18 protein-coding genes are annotated in these 13,817 nt (G+C 61.0%); 5 read left to right on the top strand and 13 right to left on the bottom strand.

The annotated features are described in order from the left end of the window. Positions 1 to 237 precede the first annotated feature (237 nt). Both CO667_RS33625 and CO667_RS36450 read right to left on the bottom strand, forming a co-directional pair. The gene (locus tag CO667_RS33625) at positions 238 to 516 is read right to left on the bottom strand and encodes a DUF5334 family protein (RefSeq protein WP_239621089.1); all 279 of its coding nucleotides are present in this window, start codon (positions 514 to 516) and stop codon (positions 238 to 240) included. After that, on the bottom strand, positions 507 to 644 hold the full coding sequence (locus tag CO667_RS36450; protein WP_096771945.1) for a YHYH domain-containing protein: 138 nt from the start codon (positions 642 to 644) through the stop codon (positions 507 to 509). Before CO667_RS36450 ends, CO667_RS33625 begins: the two co-directional genes overlap by 10 nt. Before the next feature lie 599 nt (positions 645 to 1,243). Between CO667_RS36450 and CO667_RS33610 the strand changes: the two genes are divergently transcribed. The 3 genes from CO667_RS33610 (at position 1,244) to CO667_RS33600 (ending at position 3,839) form a co-directional block, all read left to right on the top strand. Further along, on the top strand, positions 1,244 to 2,320 hold the full coding sequence (locus tag CO667_RS33610) for an IS110 family transposase (RefSeq protein ID WP_096771929.1): 1,077 nt from the start codon (positions 1,244 to 1,246) through the stop codon (positions 2,318 to 2,320). Between the two features lie 603 nt (positions 2,321 to 2,923). Then, complete coding sequence (locus CO667_RS33605; protein WP_239621087.1) at positions 2,924 to 3,385, top strand: thermonuclease family protein; 462 nt, start codon at positions 2,924 to 2,926, stop codon at positions 3,383 to 3,385. Positions 3,386 to 3,581: 196 nt separating this feature from the next. Then, complete coding sequence (locus CO667_RS33600; RefSeq protein WP_096771927.1) at positions 3,582 to 3,839, top strand: WGR domain-containing protein; 258 nt, start codon at positions 3,582 to 3,584, stop codon at positions 3,837 to 3,839. A gap of 33 nt (positions 3,840 to 3,872) precedes the next feature. Here the strand turns inward: CO667_RS33600 and CO667_RS35605 are convergent, their stop codons facing one another. From CO667_RS35605 to CO667_RS33585, 4 genes are all read right to left on the bottom strand, one after another. Further along, a complete protein-coding gene (locus CO667_RS35605) occupies positions 3,873 to 4,046 on the bottom strand; it encodes a hypothetical protein (protein ID WP_170961518.1) in 174 nt (57 codons plus the stop codon). Positions 4,047 to 4,376: 330 nt separating this feature from the next. Beyond that, positions 4,377 to 4,868, bottom strand: a complete 492-nt coding sequence (locus CO667_RS33595; RefSeq protein ID WP_096771926.1) for a hypothetical protein — start codon at positions 4,866 to 4,868, stop codon at positions 4,377 to 4,379. A gap of 337 nt (positions 4,869 to 5,205) precedes the next feature. Further along, a complete protein-coding gene (locus CO667_RS35600) occupies positions 5,206 to 5,370 on the bottom strand; it encodes a hypothetical protein (RefSeq protein ID WP_170961517.1) in 165 nt (54 codons plus the stop codon). A gap of 320 nt (positions 5,371 to 5,690) precedes the next feature. Then, positions 5,691 to 5,999, bottom strand: coding sequence for a DUF736 domain-containing protein (locus tag CO667_RS33585; RefSeq protein ID WP_096771924.1), 309 nt, complete (start codon positions 5,997 to 5,999; stop codon positions 5,691 to 5,693). Positions 6,000 to 6,094: 95 nt separating this feature from the next. On the opposite strand from CO667_RS33585, the gene CO667_RS35595 reads away from it, so the two are divergent. Beyond that, on the top strand, positions 6,095 to 6,616 hold the full coding sequence (locus CO667_RS35595; protein WP_179874271.1) for a hypothetical protein: 522 nt from the start codon (positions 6,095 to 6,097) through the stop codon (positions 6,614 to 6,616). Between the two features lie 6 nt (positions 6,617 to 6,622). On the opposite strand, the gene CO667_RS33575 is transcribed toward CO667_RS35595, so the two are convergent. From CO667_RS33575 to CO667_RS33555, 5 genes are all read right to left on the bottom strand, one after another. Next, positions 6,623 to 7,546: a zincin-like metallopeptidase domain-containing protein gene (locus CO667_RS33575; RefSeq protein ID WP_096771923.1), complete on the bottom strand. Its 924-nt coding sequence runs from the start codon at positions 7,544 to 7,546 to the stop codon at positions 6,623 to 6,625. A gap of 304 nt (positions 7,547 to 7,850) precedes the next feature. Continuing rightward, a complete protein-coding gene (locus tag CO667_RS33570) occupies positions 7,851 to 8,438 on the bottom strand; it encodes a hypothetical protein (RefSeq protein WP_096771922.1) in 588 nt (195 codons plus the stop codon). Positions 8,439 to 9,116: 678 nt separating this feature from the next. Further along, positions 9,117 to 9,314: a hypothetical protein gene (locus tag CO667_RS33565; RefSeq protein ID WP_141399564.1), complete on the bottom strand. Its 198-nt coding sequence runs from the start codon at positions 9,312 to 9,314 to the stop codon at positions 9,117 to 9,119. A 358-nt stretch (positions 9,315 to 9,672) separates the two neighbouring features. Then, entirely contained in the window at positions 9,673 to 9,963 is a 291-nt protein-coding gene (locus CO667_RS36140; RefSeq protein ID WP_245424637.1) for a hypothetical protein, read from the bottom strand. Then, on the bottom strand, positions 9,964 to 11,046 hold the full coding sequence (locus CO667_RS33555; RefSeq protein WP_245424635.1) for a DUF3991 and toprim domain-containing protein: 1,083 nt from the start codon (positions 11,044 to 11,046) through the stop codon (positions 9,964 to 9,966). A 200-nt stretch (positions 11,047 to 11,246) separates the two neighbouring features. Here CO667_RS33555 and CO667_RS35590 point away from each other — a divergent pair, with 200 nt between their 5' ends. Continuing rightward, positions 11,247 to 11,393, top strand: coding sequence for a hypothetical protein (locus CO667_RS35590; protein WP_170961516.1), 147 nt, complete (start codon positions 11,247 to 11,249; stop codon positions 11,391 to 11,393). 622 nt (positions 11,394 to 12,015) lie between these two features. On the opposite strand, the gene CO667_RS36315 is transcribed toward CO667_RS35590, so the two are convergent. Continuing rightward, the gene (locus CO667_RS36315) at positions 12,016 to 12,144 is read right to left on the bottom strand and encodes a hypothetical protein (RefSeq protein ID WP_280950648.1); all 129 of its coding nucleotides are present in this window, start codon (positions 12,142 to 12,144) and stop codon (positions 12,016 to 12,018) included. A 119-nt stretch (positions 12,145 to 12,263) separates the two neighbouring features. Continuing rightward, positions 12,264 to 13,817 (bottom strand): MFS transporter (locus CO667_RS33540; protein ID WP_143540783.1); only part of this gene is annotated, 1,554 nt, incomplete at its 5' end.

The following is a 13,817-nucleotide window of genomic DNA, read 5'->3' as shown; positions in this document are numbered from 1 at the left end:
GAGGAAATCTCAAAGCCGGTCAAGGATGCTTTTGACAAGGTGCTGACGGACCTCAAGGCGACGTAAAACTGAGGAGACACCTAAATCGCCTGGACGGATCGTGATCGAAGCTTCTTTTGAGGAGTTTAAGACTATCTTTGACGAGTTGGTCATTGGGAGAGGATAGCTCCGCGGCAAAGACACCAATCGCTATGGCAACGATAGCAGCAGCCGCCCTTTTTAGGGCGGCCCACTTTATCAGTCGTCCATTTCAAAGGTGCGGTATTCGCCGCTTTCGTTGTCGTAAACCTCGACCTCGACCGAGCCTCCAGAACGCTGGATGCTTTGGACATCAACGTCACGGTACTCGCCCGCTTCGTAGTCGTAAACCTCGACGGTCTGTCCCGATCTGACTAGATTGCCTTTGCCAATCTCGACCGCACCGCCAGAATCGCTATCTACACCATCCCAGGCGAAGGTGTTCGCCGGAAGCGATAGCGTCAGGACGGCGGCCACCAACAACGATTTCAATGGCAATGGTAATCTCCGGTCTTGTGATTGGTGTGGCAGCCGTTTGAATCCGTTCCGCCACTGTGAGCGGAAGCTGCCGAAACAGACAGCGAGAACGTGGACCATGCGACCAAGATTGCGATTGCGATTTTCATTTCTAACCCCGACGGCAACAGGTGGGTGCGAGTTAGCTCGCCGCGCCTCGCGGAGTTGCCCAGAGAGTTGGATGCCCCACCCAAGAACATCTAATTCAATTTACACTAATGAGTCGAGCACATTAGTACGAGGAACTACAATTTGGAGTATGGTAATTCGGTGACGTTCGATCCAACCTCGTGAACAGCCTGCGACGGAGTAACCTTTCGCAACATTGTGCACACGCCGCGCGCAGCGAGTGTCTGGTCAGGACTGGCATGGTCGCTGCGTTATCGCTTGCACCACGGCCGAGGCTCCGGCGGGAAGCTCATTCTGACAGACAAAGGCCTTGCGGTCAGAATGCCATGAAGGGGTGCGTGGGCACGAGCGCGTTGTCGAAAACAGCAAACCCCGCAGAGAATTCGTTCGATCGAGCCGGTGCGCAGTGCAACGAGCACGGCCGATCAAGGATGATGAAGAGTATCGGAGGTGGCATGAAAGAGGCCGCGCCCACCGAGAACGGATATCTGAGATGGATATGCTCTTTGGAAAGTCACGCCTTGCACCGCCTGGCTTACCTTACCTGGGTTTTCGCGAACTCAATGAAGGAGAGCAAACCATGACTGCCCCTTATCATTATCACATCGGCGTGGACTACCACAAAAGCTACAGCCACCTTGTCGTGCAGGACTCTGCCGGGAAGACATTGCGATCCGGCCGTGTGAAGAACGACCGCCAGTCTCTCGGATCGTTTCTGGAACGGTATCGGGAGAACAGCCATGCAGTGATCGAAGCGACCCGCAACTGGATGGTGATGTATGATTGGCTGGACGACATCTGCGACGATGTCGTTCTGGCGCATCCGTTGAAGGTGAAGGCGATCGCCGACGCCAAAATCAAGACGGACAAGATCGACGCGACGGTGCTGGCGCACTTGTTGCGTGCCGATCTGGTGCCGGAAGCCTGGGCACCAACGGAGAAGGCGCGGGACCTTCGCGTGGCGCTTCGTGAGCGGATGTTCTATGTACGGCTGCGCACGATGGTGAAGAACCGGGTTGTGACAGTGTTCGACCGTTACCCAGAGCAGACGGCGCAGTTGAAGAAGCTGGGCGACCTGTTCAGCAAGACCGGCCTCCAGCAGCTCGCCACGCTCAACGTATCAGCGATCGACCGAATCCAGATCGACCGCGGGCTAGAGTTCATCGGCGACATTGACGGGCGGATCAAGCAGGCCGAAGCCACGATCAAGGCGATGACGAAGACCAACGGCAATGTGAAGCTGTTGAAGACCATCCCTGGCATCGGGGAGTTCTTCGCCCGGCTGATCGATGCGGAGATCGACGACATCGATCGCTTCCGGAATCCGAAGAAGCTGGCTGCCTATGCCGGGCTTGTTCCCTCGACCTACTCGAGCGGTGGCAAGACCTATCATGGGAAGATCATCAAGCAGGGCAACAAGTGGCTGCGCTGGGCCTTCGTCGAGGCTGTTGCACCGGCCGTCGCTGCCGACTCGCAGCTTCGTGCCCAATATGAACATTTGAAGCGCAATTCAACCAACAACAAGGCGCGTGTCGCGATCGCGCGCCAGCTTTTAACGATCGCCTTCCAGATCCTGCGTGACCAGCGCCCTTACGAGCGTCGCGGCGTCGTTGGTGAGGAAGGTGCATCGGCAACGATATCCCGGCTGTCCCGATGATTTCTTAGCGAGCCCGGCAGGTCTGGGCTGAGCTCTTATCGGAGAATGGGAAACCGGGAACCGAACGCCACTATGTGACCGAAGCCGGAAGGAAACGGCATCAGGGGCACGGATTGGAGAATGGTTCAAGACCGGAGGACGGAACACGCCGTCCTTCGAACGGGGAAGATTTTTCCGACCGGCCGAAACGTCGGTCAAAGTAAAGCCAAACCCAGGGAAAGCCACGAAAACAAAGCGTTTTTTTCCTTGTGTTCTTTCATTGGAGAAATCAGCATAGCGGCCGCACGAAAGTGCGGGATTTCGGGAATTCTCGCCGTGCGAGAGCGGGAAACAGCGCAGCCGCAGGAGCCTCAACATAGTGGCCCGCAGGGGAGGCGGGACCGACTGCGCCCCGCGCCTCGCACACCGCATGGAGGCACCTTGTCCGCAAACGCAGATGAAACTGAGTCCAAGATAGGTTGAGGAAAGCAGGAGAGGAGCAGGCAAATGGCGAAATCGAATGTGGTTCCGTTCAGGAGGCCGCGGAAGTCCGGCGGCAAGATCGATCGCCGTAGCCCGCAGGGAAAACCTCGAACGGGACAGAGCGGTTCGCGCAAATCACTGATGGCAGTCATCTCAGCTATCGTCGTTGCTGCGGCAGGCTGGCTTGCCTTCGGCGGCGCCGGCAACCTCCCCGGACTGCCGGCTGTGGCCAAGACACCGGTAGCGGACTCAGCGTCGGCCGCCTTTTCAATCTGCAGCGACGGTCGTCATGTGAATTGCGTCGTCGACGGCGATACATTCTGGTTCCAAGGCGAAAAAATCCGCATTGCGGATATCGATACACCTGAGCTCAGCCCGCCTCGCTGCGAGGCGGAACGGATCAAAGGCGAGGCCGCGAAAGCACGCCTGCTGGCGCTCCTCAATGCCGGCGCGTTTTGGCTTTCGGCCGGCTGGCGCGACGAAGACAAGTATGGCCGCAAGCTCCGGACCGTAATACGATCAGGACACTCGCTCGGAGCCACTCTCGTCAACGAGGGCCTTGCCAGGCGCTGGGACGGTGCAAGACACGGATGGTGCGGCTGAGGACCCGCGAGAGGATCGTTGCCGGATGGCCGAAACCGCCCGGCGGGTTCGGGGAGCGTAAGCGAGTAGAGCCGTGCGCCGAAGGCGTCTCGCCCAAGCCCACCACTCGCGTTTCATAACAGATCTGAATCAATCAATACCGACCGATTCATAAGTGTCGTTGGACGGGATTCCCGAGATCAGCGATTCTAACCTCATGATCTCGCAACCCTACCATCTCTATGTCGAGCGCTCAGACGCGTCCAGGAACATGTCGCGCTACTACGCCATGTCGATCGAACCCAACCTGTTCGGGGACGTCTGTCTCCTGCGTAAATGGGGCCGCATTGGAGCCAAAGGCCAGATGATGGTCCATCATTTCGGACGGGAAGAAGATGCCGTCGAACTGTTTCTCGATCTGCTCCGACAAAAGCGAAAACGCGGTTACCGCCCGCGCGCCTCTGTGGCGAGTTGAGAAAGGCCCGTCGAAGCGGGCCATGTGGGCGCCTCATCGGCGCCGGTCCCAATCGGTCTCGAAGGACACCTCGATCTCGACGAAGAACGGGATCTTGATCGCAAGCTTCAGACCGAGCTTGCCCTTGCGGCAGAAGTGGCTGATCACCTTGCCGAGATTCCGGAGCCGGCGGCCGGTGGCGGCGAGGAATTGGGCGAGTTGTTGCATGGCGTTTCTCCTTTCGAAATGCGGTTATCGCAGGGGATAAGCGGCAGACCGGAAAGGCGGGACGCACCCAAAGGGCCGGAACGGACGTGGAGGACCTGCCGGCGACCGAATTTTGATCCGCGAGGAGCCGCAGCGCGGCGGGGAAAATTCTGGCGGCGGCAGGTTGCGTCGTGACGAACGGGCTGCAACATCCCCGATGACAGATGACGGCAGGTCGAAAGGAAGAGGCTCAACGGGTCGTCCTCGCCATCATTGCGATGGTCTCGTCGGCATCGCAACGAAGGGCCGCTCTCGACGCCCTCCGGCTGGTCGAGCCCGCCGCGGGATTGATTATGATCCTGTGCACCTGATGTAGCTGACACGGGAGGCGCTTACCGCGATACCGGTTTGCCACGTGATATCCTTGATGATCGGCGCAAGTGAGCCAAGTTCGTCATCGGTGAGCGCAATCAGCTCCGGATAGTCGATGTCGACGCCGGTATAGTCCGCCGTCAAAGCGCTGGACCAATCGCCGCCGTTGATGCGGTATTCATGCGTGTCGAAATCGATGTCGAGTTCATCGAGCAGGATGATGGTGAAGCGTCCGAAGATCTCGGTCTCACCTTCCAGCCGGTACGCCGCATATTCGTCGTCGCCGGCAAGAACGCTCCGCTCCAATGCCATGATGGTCCGGATACGACCGGCAGCCGCCTCAAGCCCTTCGAGCAGTCGATCATGGAGCTTTCGCGAGACGTCGGTATCGCAGCCGAAGCGGTTTGCCAGGACGACGAGCCGGAAACCGGAAAGCTTGGTGTAGAGCGCAAGGTTCTGGTCAGATGTCATTGTGTGATCTCCTTCATCTTGATGACGGAGACCGGCCACTCTGTGGCAAAGAGGGGTCAAGGACCGCGGACCGCGGCTTGCAAGCGGGGGAACCAATTTTTTCGGGAAGCGAAGTGCAACGCAGCGGCGTTAAAATTGGGGGAGACCGCGCCGTCCTTGACGCCGGATTTGCTGGAGTAAACTGGGACGTCAGAGAGAGAAGAGACCCGCGGACCCGGAGGGGACGCGACCGTATCCGGTGTGAGCCGGAGGGGAGCGTTGAGGGGTGAATCCCTGACAGCCGGAAGGCCGGTCGATCCGGCCGACCGGCTCATATTCCGGCAGAATGAGAGCCGCCTCAGAAGGGCGGCTCGGCTTCGATAGTGCCGTCCTGTTCGGCAAGCGCCACGGCCAAATCAGCCTGGGCGAGCTGAAGCTCCGCTTCGACCTGGCACCGCTCGACGGCGTCGCAGGCGTTCCTCAACTCGGCACGCAGTTCTTCGATGTGCTGTTCGATGGTCATCGTCTCATCTCCTTGAGTTCGTGAAAGACGAGACGGCGGGGCGGGACGAGATGACGGGGTCAAGGAGCGCGGAAGCGACCGGCGGAGCCGGCGAGTGGGGGTGCCGATTTTGTTGGAGCGAGGAAACCGGAGCGGAGGCAAAATTGGGGGCGACCGCTCGTCCTCGAGGCCGGCATTTCTTCCCGGCACGATAGCATCCACTGAGCAGACATATTCCGGTTCCGTATCGCACCGAAAAAGCAGGCGGCAGGCTCGATGCCTGCCGCCGGCTTGTCTTTGTGACCAGTTGGCCCCGCCTTGGTGGCGGGGCCGTCCGGGCCTCAGTCCCGGTTGGGGCGGGACCAGATCAGCTGGTAGCCGTCCTCGCCCTCGACCTCGGTGAGGGTTGCGTAGATCGGAGCGGGGAAGCTCGGGTCATCGAGCTTGACCGAGAGGTAGTCGCGGTCCTGCTCGGAGCGCTTCTGCCAGGCCGCACCCAGCTCGACATTGCCGGCGTAGATGCGGTAGTGCGGGCCCTTGTCGGAGGGGTTTTCGACGCGGGCGATGCGGGCCTTGACGTTGAGGGCGAGCGTGCGGATCGAGCCGTTGAAGCCGGTTTCGGTGGAGGTGAAGGTGCCGATGGTTGCCATTGTCGTATTCCTTTGCTGTTTCGGGCCGCGCCCATCGCGGCCTCGATGGCTGTCGCAAGGATCGGGGACGATCGGACCGCACCCGGAGGGCCGGAATGAAATGGTGGGCGCCCGGAAAAACTTTGTTGTTCCGCGAGGAATGGGCGCACCGCGCTCAGGGGAAGAAAGTTTTGGAAGGCCGTTGCGGGAGGACGATCGAGGCGAAGCCGGTTTTCGATCAGACATGCCTCATCGAGCCCACGAAGGACGTGGCCTGGCTCAGGGCCAAAGGAATATGGCGATGGCAGCTGCGCCCCGACTGCCTGCCGGGTCCCTGCAACGGTGGGGCTGCCGCCTTGCCACATGTCAAAATCAGGCGTCCGGGAACAGCCGAACAAGGGCGTTGCGTTGGCCGTTCTTCGGGCTATCGTCGTGTTCGCGAATCGTCGCCTGGAGGACCTATGCGTCAGCAGCCAAAGCCGTTTACCGTCGAAATCAAGCCGTCCCGGAAGCTCAAACCGATTGACCGGAAAACCTCGATCTGGGGCAAACTGGACCTCACGGCTGATCCCGACACGCTCTCCGCGTTGAGGCCTGAACAGGTGCCGGCCGCTGGCGAGACCAACGACCGACGCTGATGGCCTTCAGGCCGCGAGCCGCTCGCCAGCGGTTTCGGGCTGCAGGGAGTGCAGGAAACTGACGGCCCGTTGCGCATGCGCCGCCGCCTGGAATATCGCCCGTCTGTCGTCGACCAGGACCTTGAGCCAGGAGTCGAGGTACGAGGCGTGATCGGGGCGGGGCTCGAGCTCGGGAGCAATGCCGAGATCGGCGCACAGGAAGCAGCTGCCGAGTTCGGCGATCAGTTCCTCTCGCGCCCGCTCGGATTTGTCCTTGGCATAGCGGCTGAGGTCGCGGCCGAGGCGATGCGCCGGCGCCGTCCAGTGCGTGACCTCGTGACTCAAGATCGCATAATAGCTGGCCGTATCCTTGAAGCTCTCAAACGGTGGCATCTGGACGATATCGGCGGCCGGCGCAAAGAAGGCCTGGTTGCCGCCGTGGCGGATCACAGCACGGGTGTTGCGGAAGAAGCTGTCGGCACGCTCGAGGCGCTCGACCGGGTCCGGCGCGGGCCCCGGCTGGTGATAATATTGGTCGGGCAGTCCGTCGATCTGTTCGACGTTGAAGACGCTGTAGGCCTTCAGGAAAGGGATCTCCCGCTCGACCTCGCCGCCATTTCCGTCGGTTTCGGACTTGGTGAACCGGCTGGCGAAGACGACCGTCGCCCCGGTCTCGCCCTTGCGGACAGCAGCGCCCAGTTCGAGGGCCTGCTTGAACGTCATCCACGTGGATGACGTATATCCCCGGGCGCTGCCTTCCGACCAGAGAAGCAGCACGTTGACGCCCGAATATGGCTGCCCGTTATGACGCAGCGGCCGGGTAATACGGCCGACCATATTCTTGGCGTTCCATGGCTTCATCCACGGCCGCACGCCCTTCGCCAGATCTTCAACGATTCTGTCCGTGATGCGGGTATAGAGATCCACCCGTTGTCTCTCCGTACTGCTCATCTTCAAGCCTCCGTTTTGAGGCCGCGCCCGTCGCGGCCCGTTGCGGAGGGCAGAAGGCAGGAGCCGATCAGCCGGCCGATGCACCGGAACGGCCGGAACTTAAGTGGAGGACGGCGGAGCCGTTGCATCTGCCGGCAGCTCCTGCAGACCCGACAAGCGGGACGGGCCGCAACGGACGTGCCACCTGCCTGATTTCCGATTCCCTTTTGGCCGCGTCAGCGACACGAAAACAGGCCGGCTCCGTCAGGGAGCCGGCCCTTCTCGCGTTTATCGAAGTGCGGGGCCGAAGCCCCGCCGGCATGGCCTAGTCGAATGCCGAGATCTGGGCTTCGGCGGCCTTGCGGCCCAGCGAGTGACCCGGCTGCTCGACCGGCCGGTCGAATGGCTTCCAGGTCTCGCCGATCACCTGGGCATAGGCGGCAACGGCGCCTTCGGCCGCCATTCTAAGCGAATGGGCCTGTATGCCCATGTCGGCGGCGAACTCGCGCTTGCGCTGGGCGGCGCTGTCATAACCGACAGGGCCGTCGAGGTCCTCGTCGCGGGCATCGTTGGCGGCTTTGGCGGTGGCATCGCGCGCCTCGGTGACAGCGCGGCTGTAGAACTGGCCGGCGCCGTGGGCAGAGCCGACGAAGGCGCCGACGATGCGCTGCAGGTGGATCTGCATGGCCTTGTCGCCCAGGCCATCACCGAGCGCATCGGCGGTGTCGATGACGAGCCGTTCGTGCAGGTCGCGGATGCCGTCGCTGTCGATGACGGCGGTGCCGAAACTCTCGGCGATCTTCAGGGCCTGGCTGGCGTCGGGGCATGTCAGCCGGACCATTTCGATGGTGGCGCCCTTGCGCAGCTGCACGACGCGGGCGGGTTGGCGAGAGGAGGGTGCGGACTTGGCCATGATCGTTTCCTTTCGAGGTCGTCCGATCGGGCTCCGGCCCATGCCGGCTTACCCTTCGGTGCGGTCATTCCGAACCGGCGGAAGACGGGCGTTTCAGGGTCCGGCCCTGCCTGGACGAGCGGAGCCGGTTTGCGTGCGACGGGGGCAAACTGCCCTCGAAAGAGCACGCGAGCCTGCTCCGCGAAGGACGGCGGGGTCCGGCCGCCCCGCGGCGCGACAGCGACCTTGAAGCGCACGGCCGCCGGTTCAGACCGCAGCAAAACCGAAGGCAATCCGGTTTTGTGAGGCAGATGGCGTCCTCGATGAATGACAGGGGCTAACGGGCAAGTAAGCCTGTGCGCCGACGACGCTCGACCGGCTAGGCAACCAATAGTATTGCAGCCAGGCTCGCAAAACATTGCCGCCATCATCGGGCGGCCCACCCAACCAAGCATTGTTCAGGGGCTCTTCATTGAGAACCCTGCTCGTGCACGGAGTGATGAAAATGAGAGCCGAGGGACAACATGGAGTGGAACACCGGATACGGCGAAAATATTGACAATCGCACGTTATGGCATCGCAAGGCCGGCAGCTATGGCGGCGAGCATCTGCCGCTCAGGGGCGGCTTAGGGGTAACGGATAGGGAAGACCCGCGTGTTAGGAGCACCTTTGTAGATCGGGCTTCGGTCCGCTCGGCATTCATGATTGATCGCACTCCATGTCGTCGATATCCTCGGCCAAATCCGCGGCGTGCTCCGACAAAATGGCAGCGACGTTTTCGAGGAGCATAGCTAAATCGGGATCGTTTTCGAAAAACTGTTCCAGTTTGGCCTTTAGCTTTTCGATATAGAAGTTATGAATATGCAACGATCCATTCATCTCTGCGAGGCTTGGCATGTTGTGCTCCGGATATGAGAGGTAGGATTACGTCGCCTTGATACACGCGTGCGCGACCGGGCGCTATCTGTTGCGGTCTTATAGTAATGTGACGCTTGATTTGCATCGACCGCGTCAATCGTCGGCGCCTCGAGCTTTTACTTCGGCAAGTCGAGCTTCAGAGTGCGGTTTCGAGGTGAACCCGGTTGCTTTCGGTGAGAAGTCCCACGCCTGCGCATTTCAGTACTCTCGATTTCTATCTGCTGAACGGCTTCGAGGAGGTCGGCCGCCGGTGACTATTTGGCATCAGGATTGGCTTTGGAGCCACTTGGCGCGTTCTGCGAGGAGTCGGGCATGCCGCCGGCGATCAACCTCCGTTTCAGCTTCGTAGGAAACGCTTCAGTAGAATGGCATTTTCTGTGACGGGCCGTCGTTCCTCGACCTGTAGAACCTGGATCAGCGATCGCTGCTGGGCGAGCTTGTCCTCCCACGCTGCGAGTTTCTCGGGCACGACCTTGCGATCGTTGGCGCGGCGCAATTCGTTGATCTGCCGACGGTTGGTGTAGATCGCGATCCGCCGGCGTGCGCTTGGCGTGCGCGCGCCGCGGCGATCAGCCGGTGCGGTCCTGCCGGCTAGCCTGGGCTTCGATCGGCGCGTCATCTCCAGCAATTATCGAGCGGTTCGGCACCTAAGTCCTTCATGCCCCTTTCCTCCGCCGACATCGCGACCGGCCGGGTCCAGGGCCGGCTTGAACCGGGCGGAGCCTGCCTCGACGCGGCTGGGGCGCAAGCGGCACGCCTCCTTCTCTTTCCCACCCACCCTTTTCCTGTTCTCATTCCTCTGTTTCACGCGAAGCTTCAGAGCCTCGTTCCAATCCTCTCGCGGTGGGCGGAGCCGCATCCAGTCGCAGCCGGCGCCGTCGGCAAGCGCCCGTAATCGCCCAGCAAACATGTCGCCTTGAGGATTGGCGTCTGTCGCAGCGACGAGTTGGACATTGCGACGTGAAGCAAGCGCACCAAGGGCTGCGGCCGTGGTCGGAGACCAGCCGCCGCCGGTGCTGAGATAAAGCGTTCCATCACGCAATCCTTCGATGGCGGCAAGGCTCATGGCGTCAATCGCAGCTTCCGTCACAGCCAGGCGCATTGAAGCGTCCGAGCCAAAGCGGAACAGGACCTTCGCTCCCCCGGTGGCAAAGCCGCGATATTGCGGGCCGCGCGCCTCCCATCCGGTGATGTCGCCGGCATGGTTCGTATGAGCGGCCCAAAGGCTGCCGTTCGGGCCTTCTCGAAGGAGGTCGCGTTCGATCGCCGTGCGGAGCAGATATGTCGGAAGGCAGCGCTCGTTGTGCAGGTATTGCCAGGTCGATGAGCCTTGCCACGGGCGGCGACGTGCCTGCCAACGATCGGAAACGGAAAACTCGGAGTTGGCGACAGGGCTTCGAGATTGCCATCCTGGCGCGGAAATTTTGAATCCCACGAGACTCCCGACCTTTTCGACGGCTTCGAGAAAGCCGGCGCGATCGAGGTGCTCGACGAGCCCAAAGACATCGCCTTTCGCCTCGCTTAGGGGGTCGAACCATCCGCGCCCTTCATGCGTGACTATGACAATCTCACTGCTGCGCCGAAACTTCACTGCCCGACGGGAGCTCTCCTTGGCGTCAACGGCAAAACCGGCCTCTTCCAGCACCGCGGCGCAGGATACGGCCTCGCGAAGGCCCTCTATCTCTCTTCTTTTCATTTTCCTTCCGATCACGAGTGATCGCCTCCTGCTCGTCAGCGTTATCTATTAGCCGCTTCAGCGGCCGCGAAGAGCAAAGGCCGCAACGGCGCGGCTGGCAACCTAGTGAATTATACAAAGTCGGCCGCGGCGAAGCCTCCCTTGCGGCCCCGCCGCTCGCAAGCGGCACGGCCGCAGGCCATGTCGCCGCCCGCTCAATGCCAAGGCGTGTATTCATGGACGATCTCAAGATCGTCGTCTACGTCGATTTCGTCGGACGGCAGGACGCCGTATTCGCGGTCGACGGAAAAGATGGTGGCGGGGGCCATCAGGTCGGAGAGAGCTGGAAAGTGCGTCTTAGCGATCTCGATAGCTCCAGCTAACAAGCTCCCGAAAACAGATCGCGGGCACCCGGCGTGACATATCGGACGCTTTCGACTGGCGAAGAACCCAGCAACTTGGTATCTCACCGCGTAGGCGGCAGGCCGGGCAGGGAAGTTGGTAATGGATTCACGCAGGGACATAGCCGAGCGGGTCATCGCGCGTTGGAATGCACGGGGAATTCGGCTCGATGAAGACCCGGGTTTCATGGAACTGGTCGCTCTTTGGACGGCAGGGAGGATTGCGTCCGATGAAATGCGCCGCCGATATTCTGCGCTTCAGCGCGAGCGGTCGCTGTCCAGGTCAAATCCACTTGGTGTGAATCGCTGCGACGAAGGGGCGGATGTCGATCATCGGTCGATTGCGATTCCAGACGATGGACCGGATGACCGGGGAGGTCTCGGACTGCCGCCGCAAGGATAACTTTCACGAAGGGCTCAACGGAAGAGAAGCTCCTTCGCCGAGTTGCTTCGCGCGGGAATGCCGAGAATAAAATCGAACACCGGTTCCGGATTTCCTGGAATCGCGACCTAAAACAGGCGGCGTTCCCGCGGCTCCTTCCACCGTGCGCTCGAATCCGAATTTTCAAAGCCTCAAGCAGCGCGCCGAAAGATCGCCATCACTTCAAGCTGTCTTTTCGATCATACGAATGGCCGCCTCAATCGAGTCTGCGCCGAGCAGCACCAAAGCATCCTGCAGGCATCGCTCGATATCGACGACGGTTCGGTCCTCGATCCGCGCGATCTCTTCCAACGTTCTGCTCTGTTTCAGCCATCGGAGGGAGGCCAACTGGAGGGGGCAAAGCTTCGACGTATCCATTATCGAACGATCCTCTCTTGCTGGATGAGTTGCCTCGGAGTCGCATAGCGTGCTCATTTCTGGGAAACGTACGGCACGGGCGTGGACTTGCGCGCAGCCGTCGGGCGCTCCACCAGAACGATTGTTCGCGGGAGGTCGGATGCCACGCTCAGCGACTTGAGCTCATCGCCCAGGCGCTTGTCCGCTTCGTTGAGGCGGTGATGAAGGCGATGGTAATCCGTCCAGGTTGGCGTCCGAAAGGTCTCGAGCCATCGCGAAGGCTGCTGAACATCGCGCGTGAGGGTCCAATGGCGTGCGCCGGCTCGGCTTTGAACATGCCGCCGTCTGCGCATGATCTCAAGAAAGACAGCGGCGTTTTCTTCGGCAATCGCATATTCCGTCGTCACCAGAATTGGGCCGCTTCTCGGCTTCAGATCGAGTGCAGGTACTGGCGCATCGAAGGCGCCGGAGGCTTCGAGTTCAGACTCCAAGCGGTTGCTGATCGGCAGCTTGAGCCCAAGTGCGGCGACCAGCAACGAGGCGGCAGCAGAACATGCCAAGGATAAGGAGAGGGAATGGTTTTCGGCGATAATTCCCCAGAGCCAACTGCCAGCGGCGATCCCCCCATAAGTAAAAGCGCTGTAGATGGAAATCGTGCGACCCACCACCCAGCGCGGGCTTGCCAACTGCACGTTGACGCCGAACCCCGACCATCCGGTTACCCAGCCGGCGCCGCCGAAGGCGAGGCAGACTGTTGCGATGATCAGGGAAGACGTCAGCGCAAGTGAGATCGCACATACCGCGCACGCGACACATGCCAGAACAATCAGCAGTTCCTGCGTGACCGCGCGCCTGAGTGGTGGGTTCACGAGCCCCGCGATCAGCGCGCCGGCGCCGAAGCCACCCATGAGAATACCGTAGTCGATTGGGCCGCCCTTCAAGAGGTCTCTTGCGACGAGCGGCAGGAGCGCCAGCATCGAGGTTCCGGTCAGCCCAAACAGCGTACCGCGGACAATAGCTGCCTTGATTTCCGAGGATATCGCCGTGAACCGCAGTCCATCATAGATCGCCGTCATGAGCGCTTCGCGAGGGAGGGGCGACGCTTTCACGGTCCACTTGTTTCGCCACAGAGCGGTGAGGGGCGCGACGAAGCCAAGCGTGGTGAGCGCGAAAGTGACGAGCGGCCCAAAAATCGCAACGATGATGCCGCCAAGCGCGGGACCGACGCTACGGACCGTGTTGAATCCGACATTGAGAAGGGTGACGGCCGACGGCAGATAGCGGCGCTCCAGCATGTCGCCAAGCGAAGCGCGCCACGCGGGATCGCTGAGTGCGATACCGCAGCCGTCAAGGAAACTGAACGCCAGGATCATCCATGGATCGGTGATGCCGAAAGCCATCAGGATCGTCAGCATCGCCGAGGCCGCCATCATCAGGCTTCGGCCGACGATCATGACCATGCGCCGGCTGTAGTTGTCGGCAATCGCGCCAACGAAAATCGCAAGAAAAAAGGCAGGCAGGGTAGACGAGGCCTGGACCAGGGCGACCATCACATCCGAGGTGGAAACGGTGGCCATCAGCCAGCTGAGAGCCACCGTCTGCATCAGCCAACCCAGGCTGGAGAGCTG

The sequence above is a fragment of the Rhizobium sp. L43 genome (assembly GCF_002531725.1).
In the GTDB taxonomy this organism is placed as follows: Bacteria; Pseudomonadota; Alphaproteobacteria; order Rhizobiales; family Rhizobiaceae; genus Rhizobium.
Note: the sequence above shows the minus strand (reverse complement) of the source record. Positions and strands in the feature narration are given on the sequence as shown.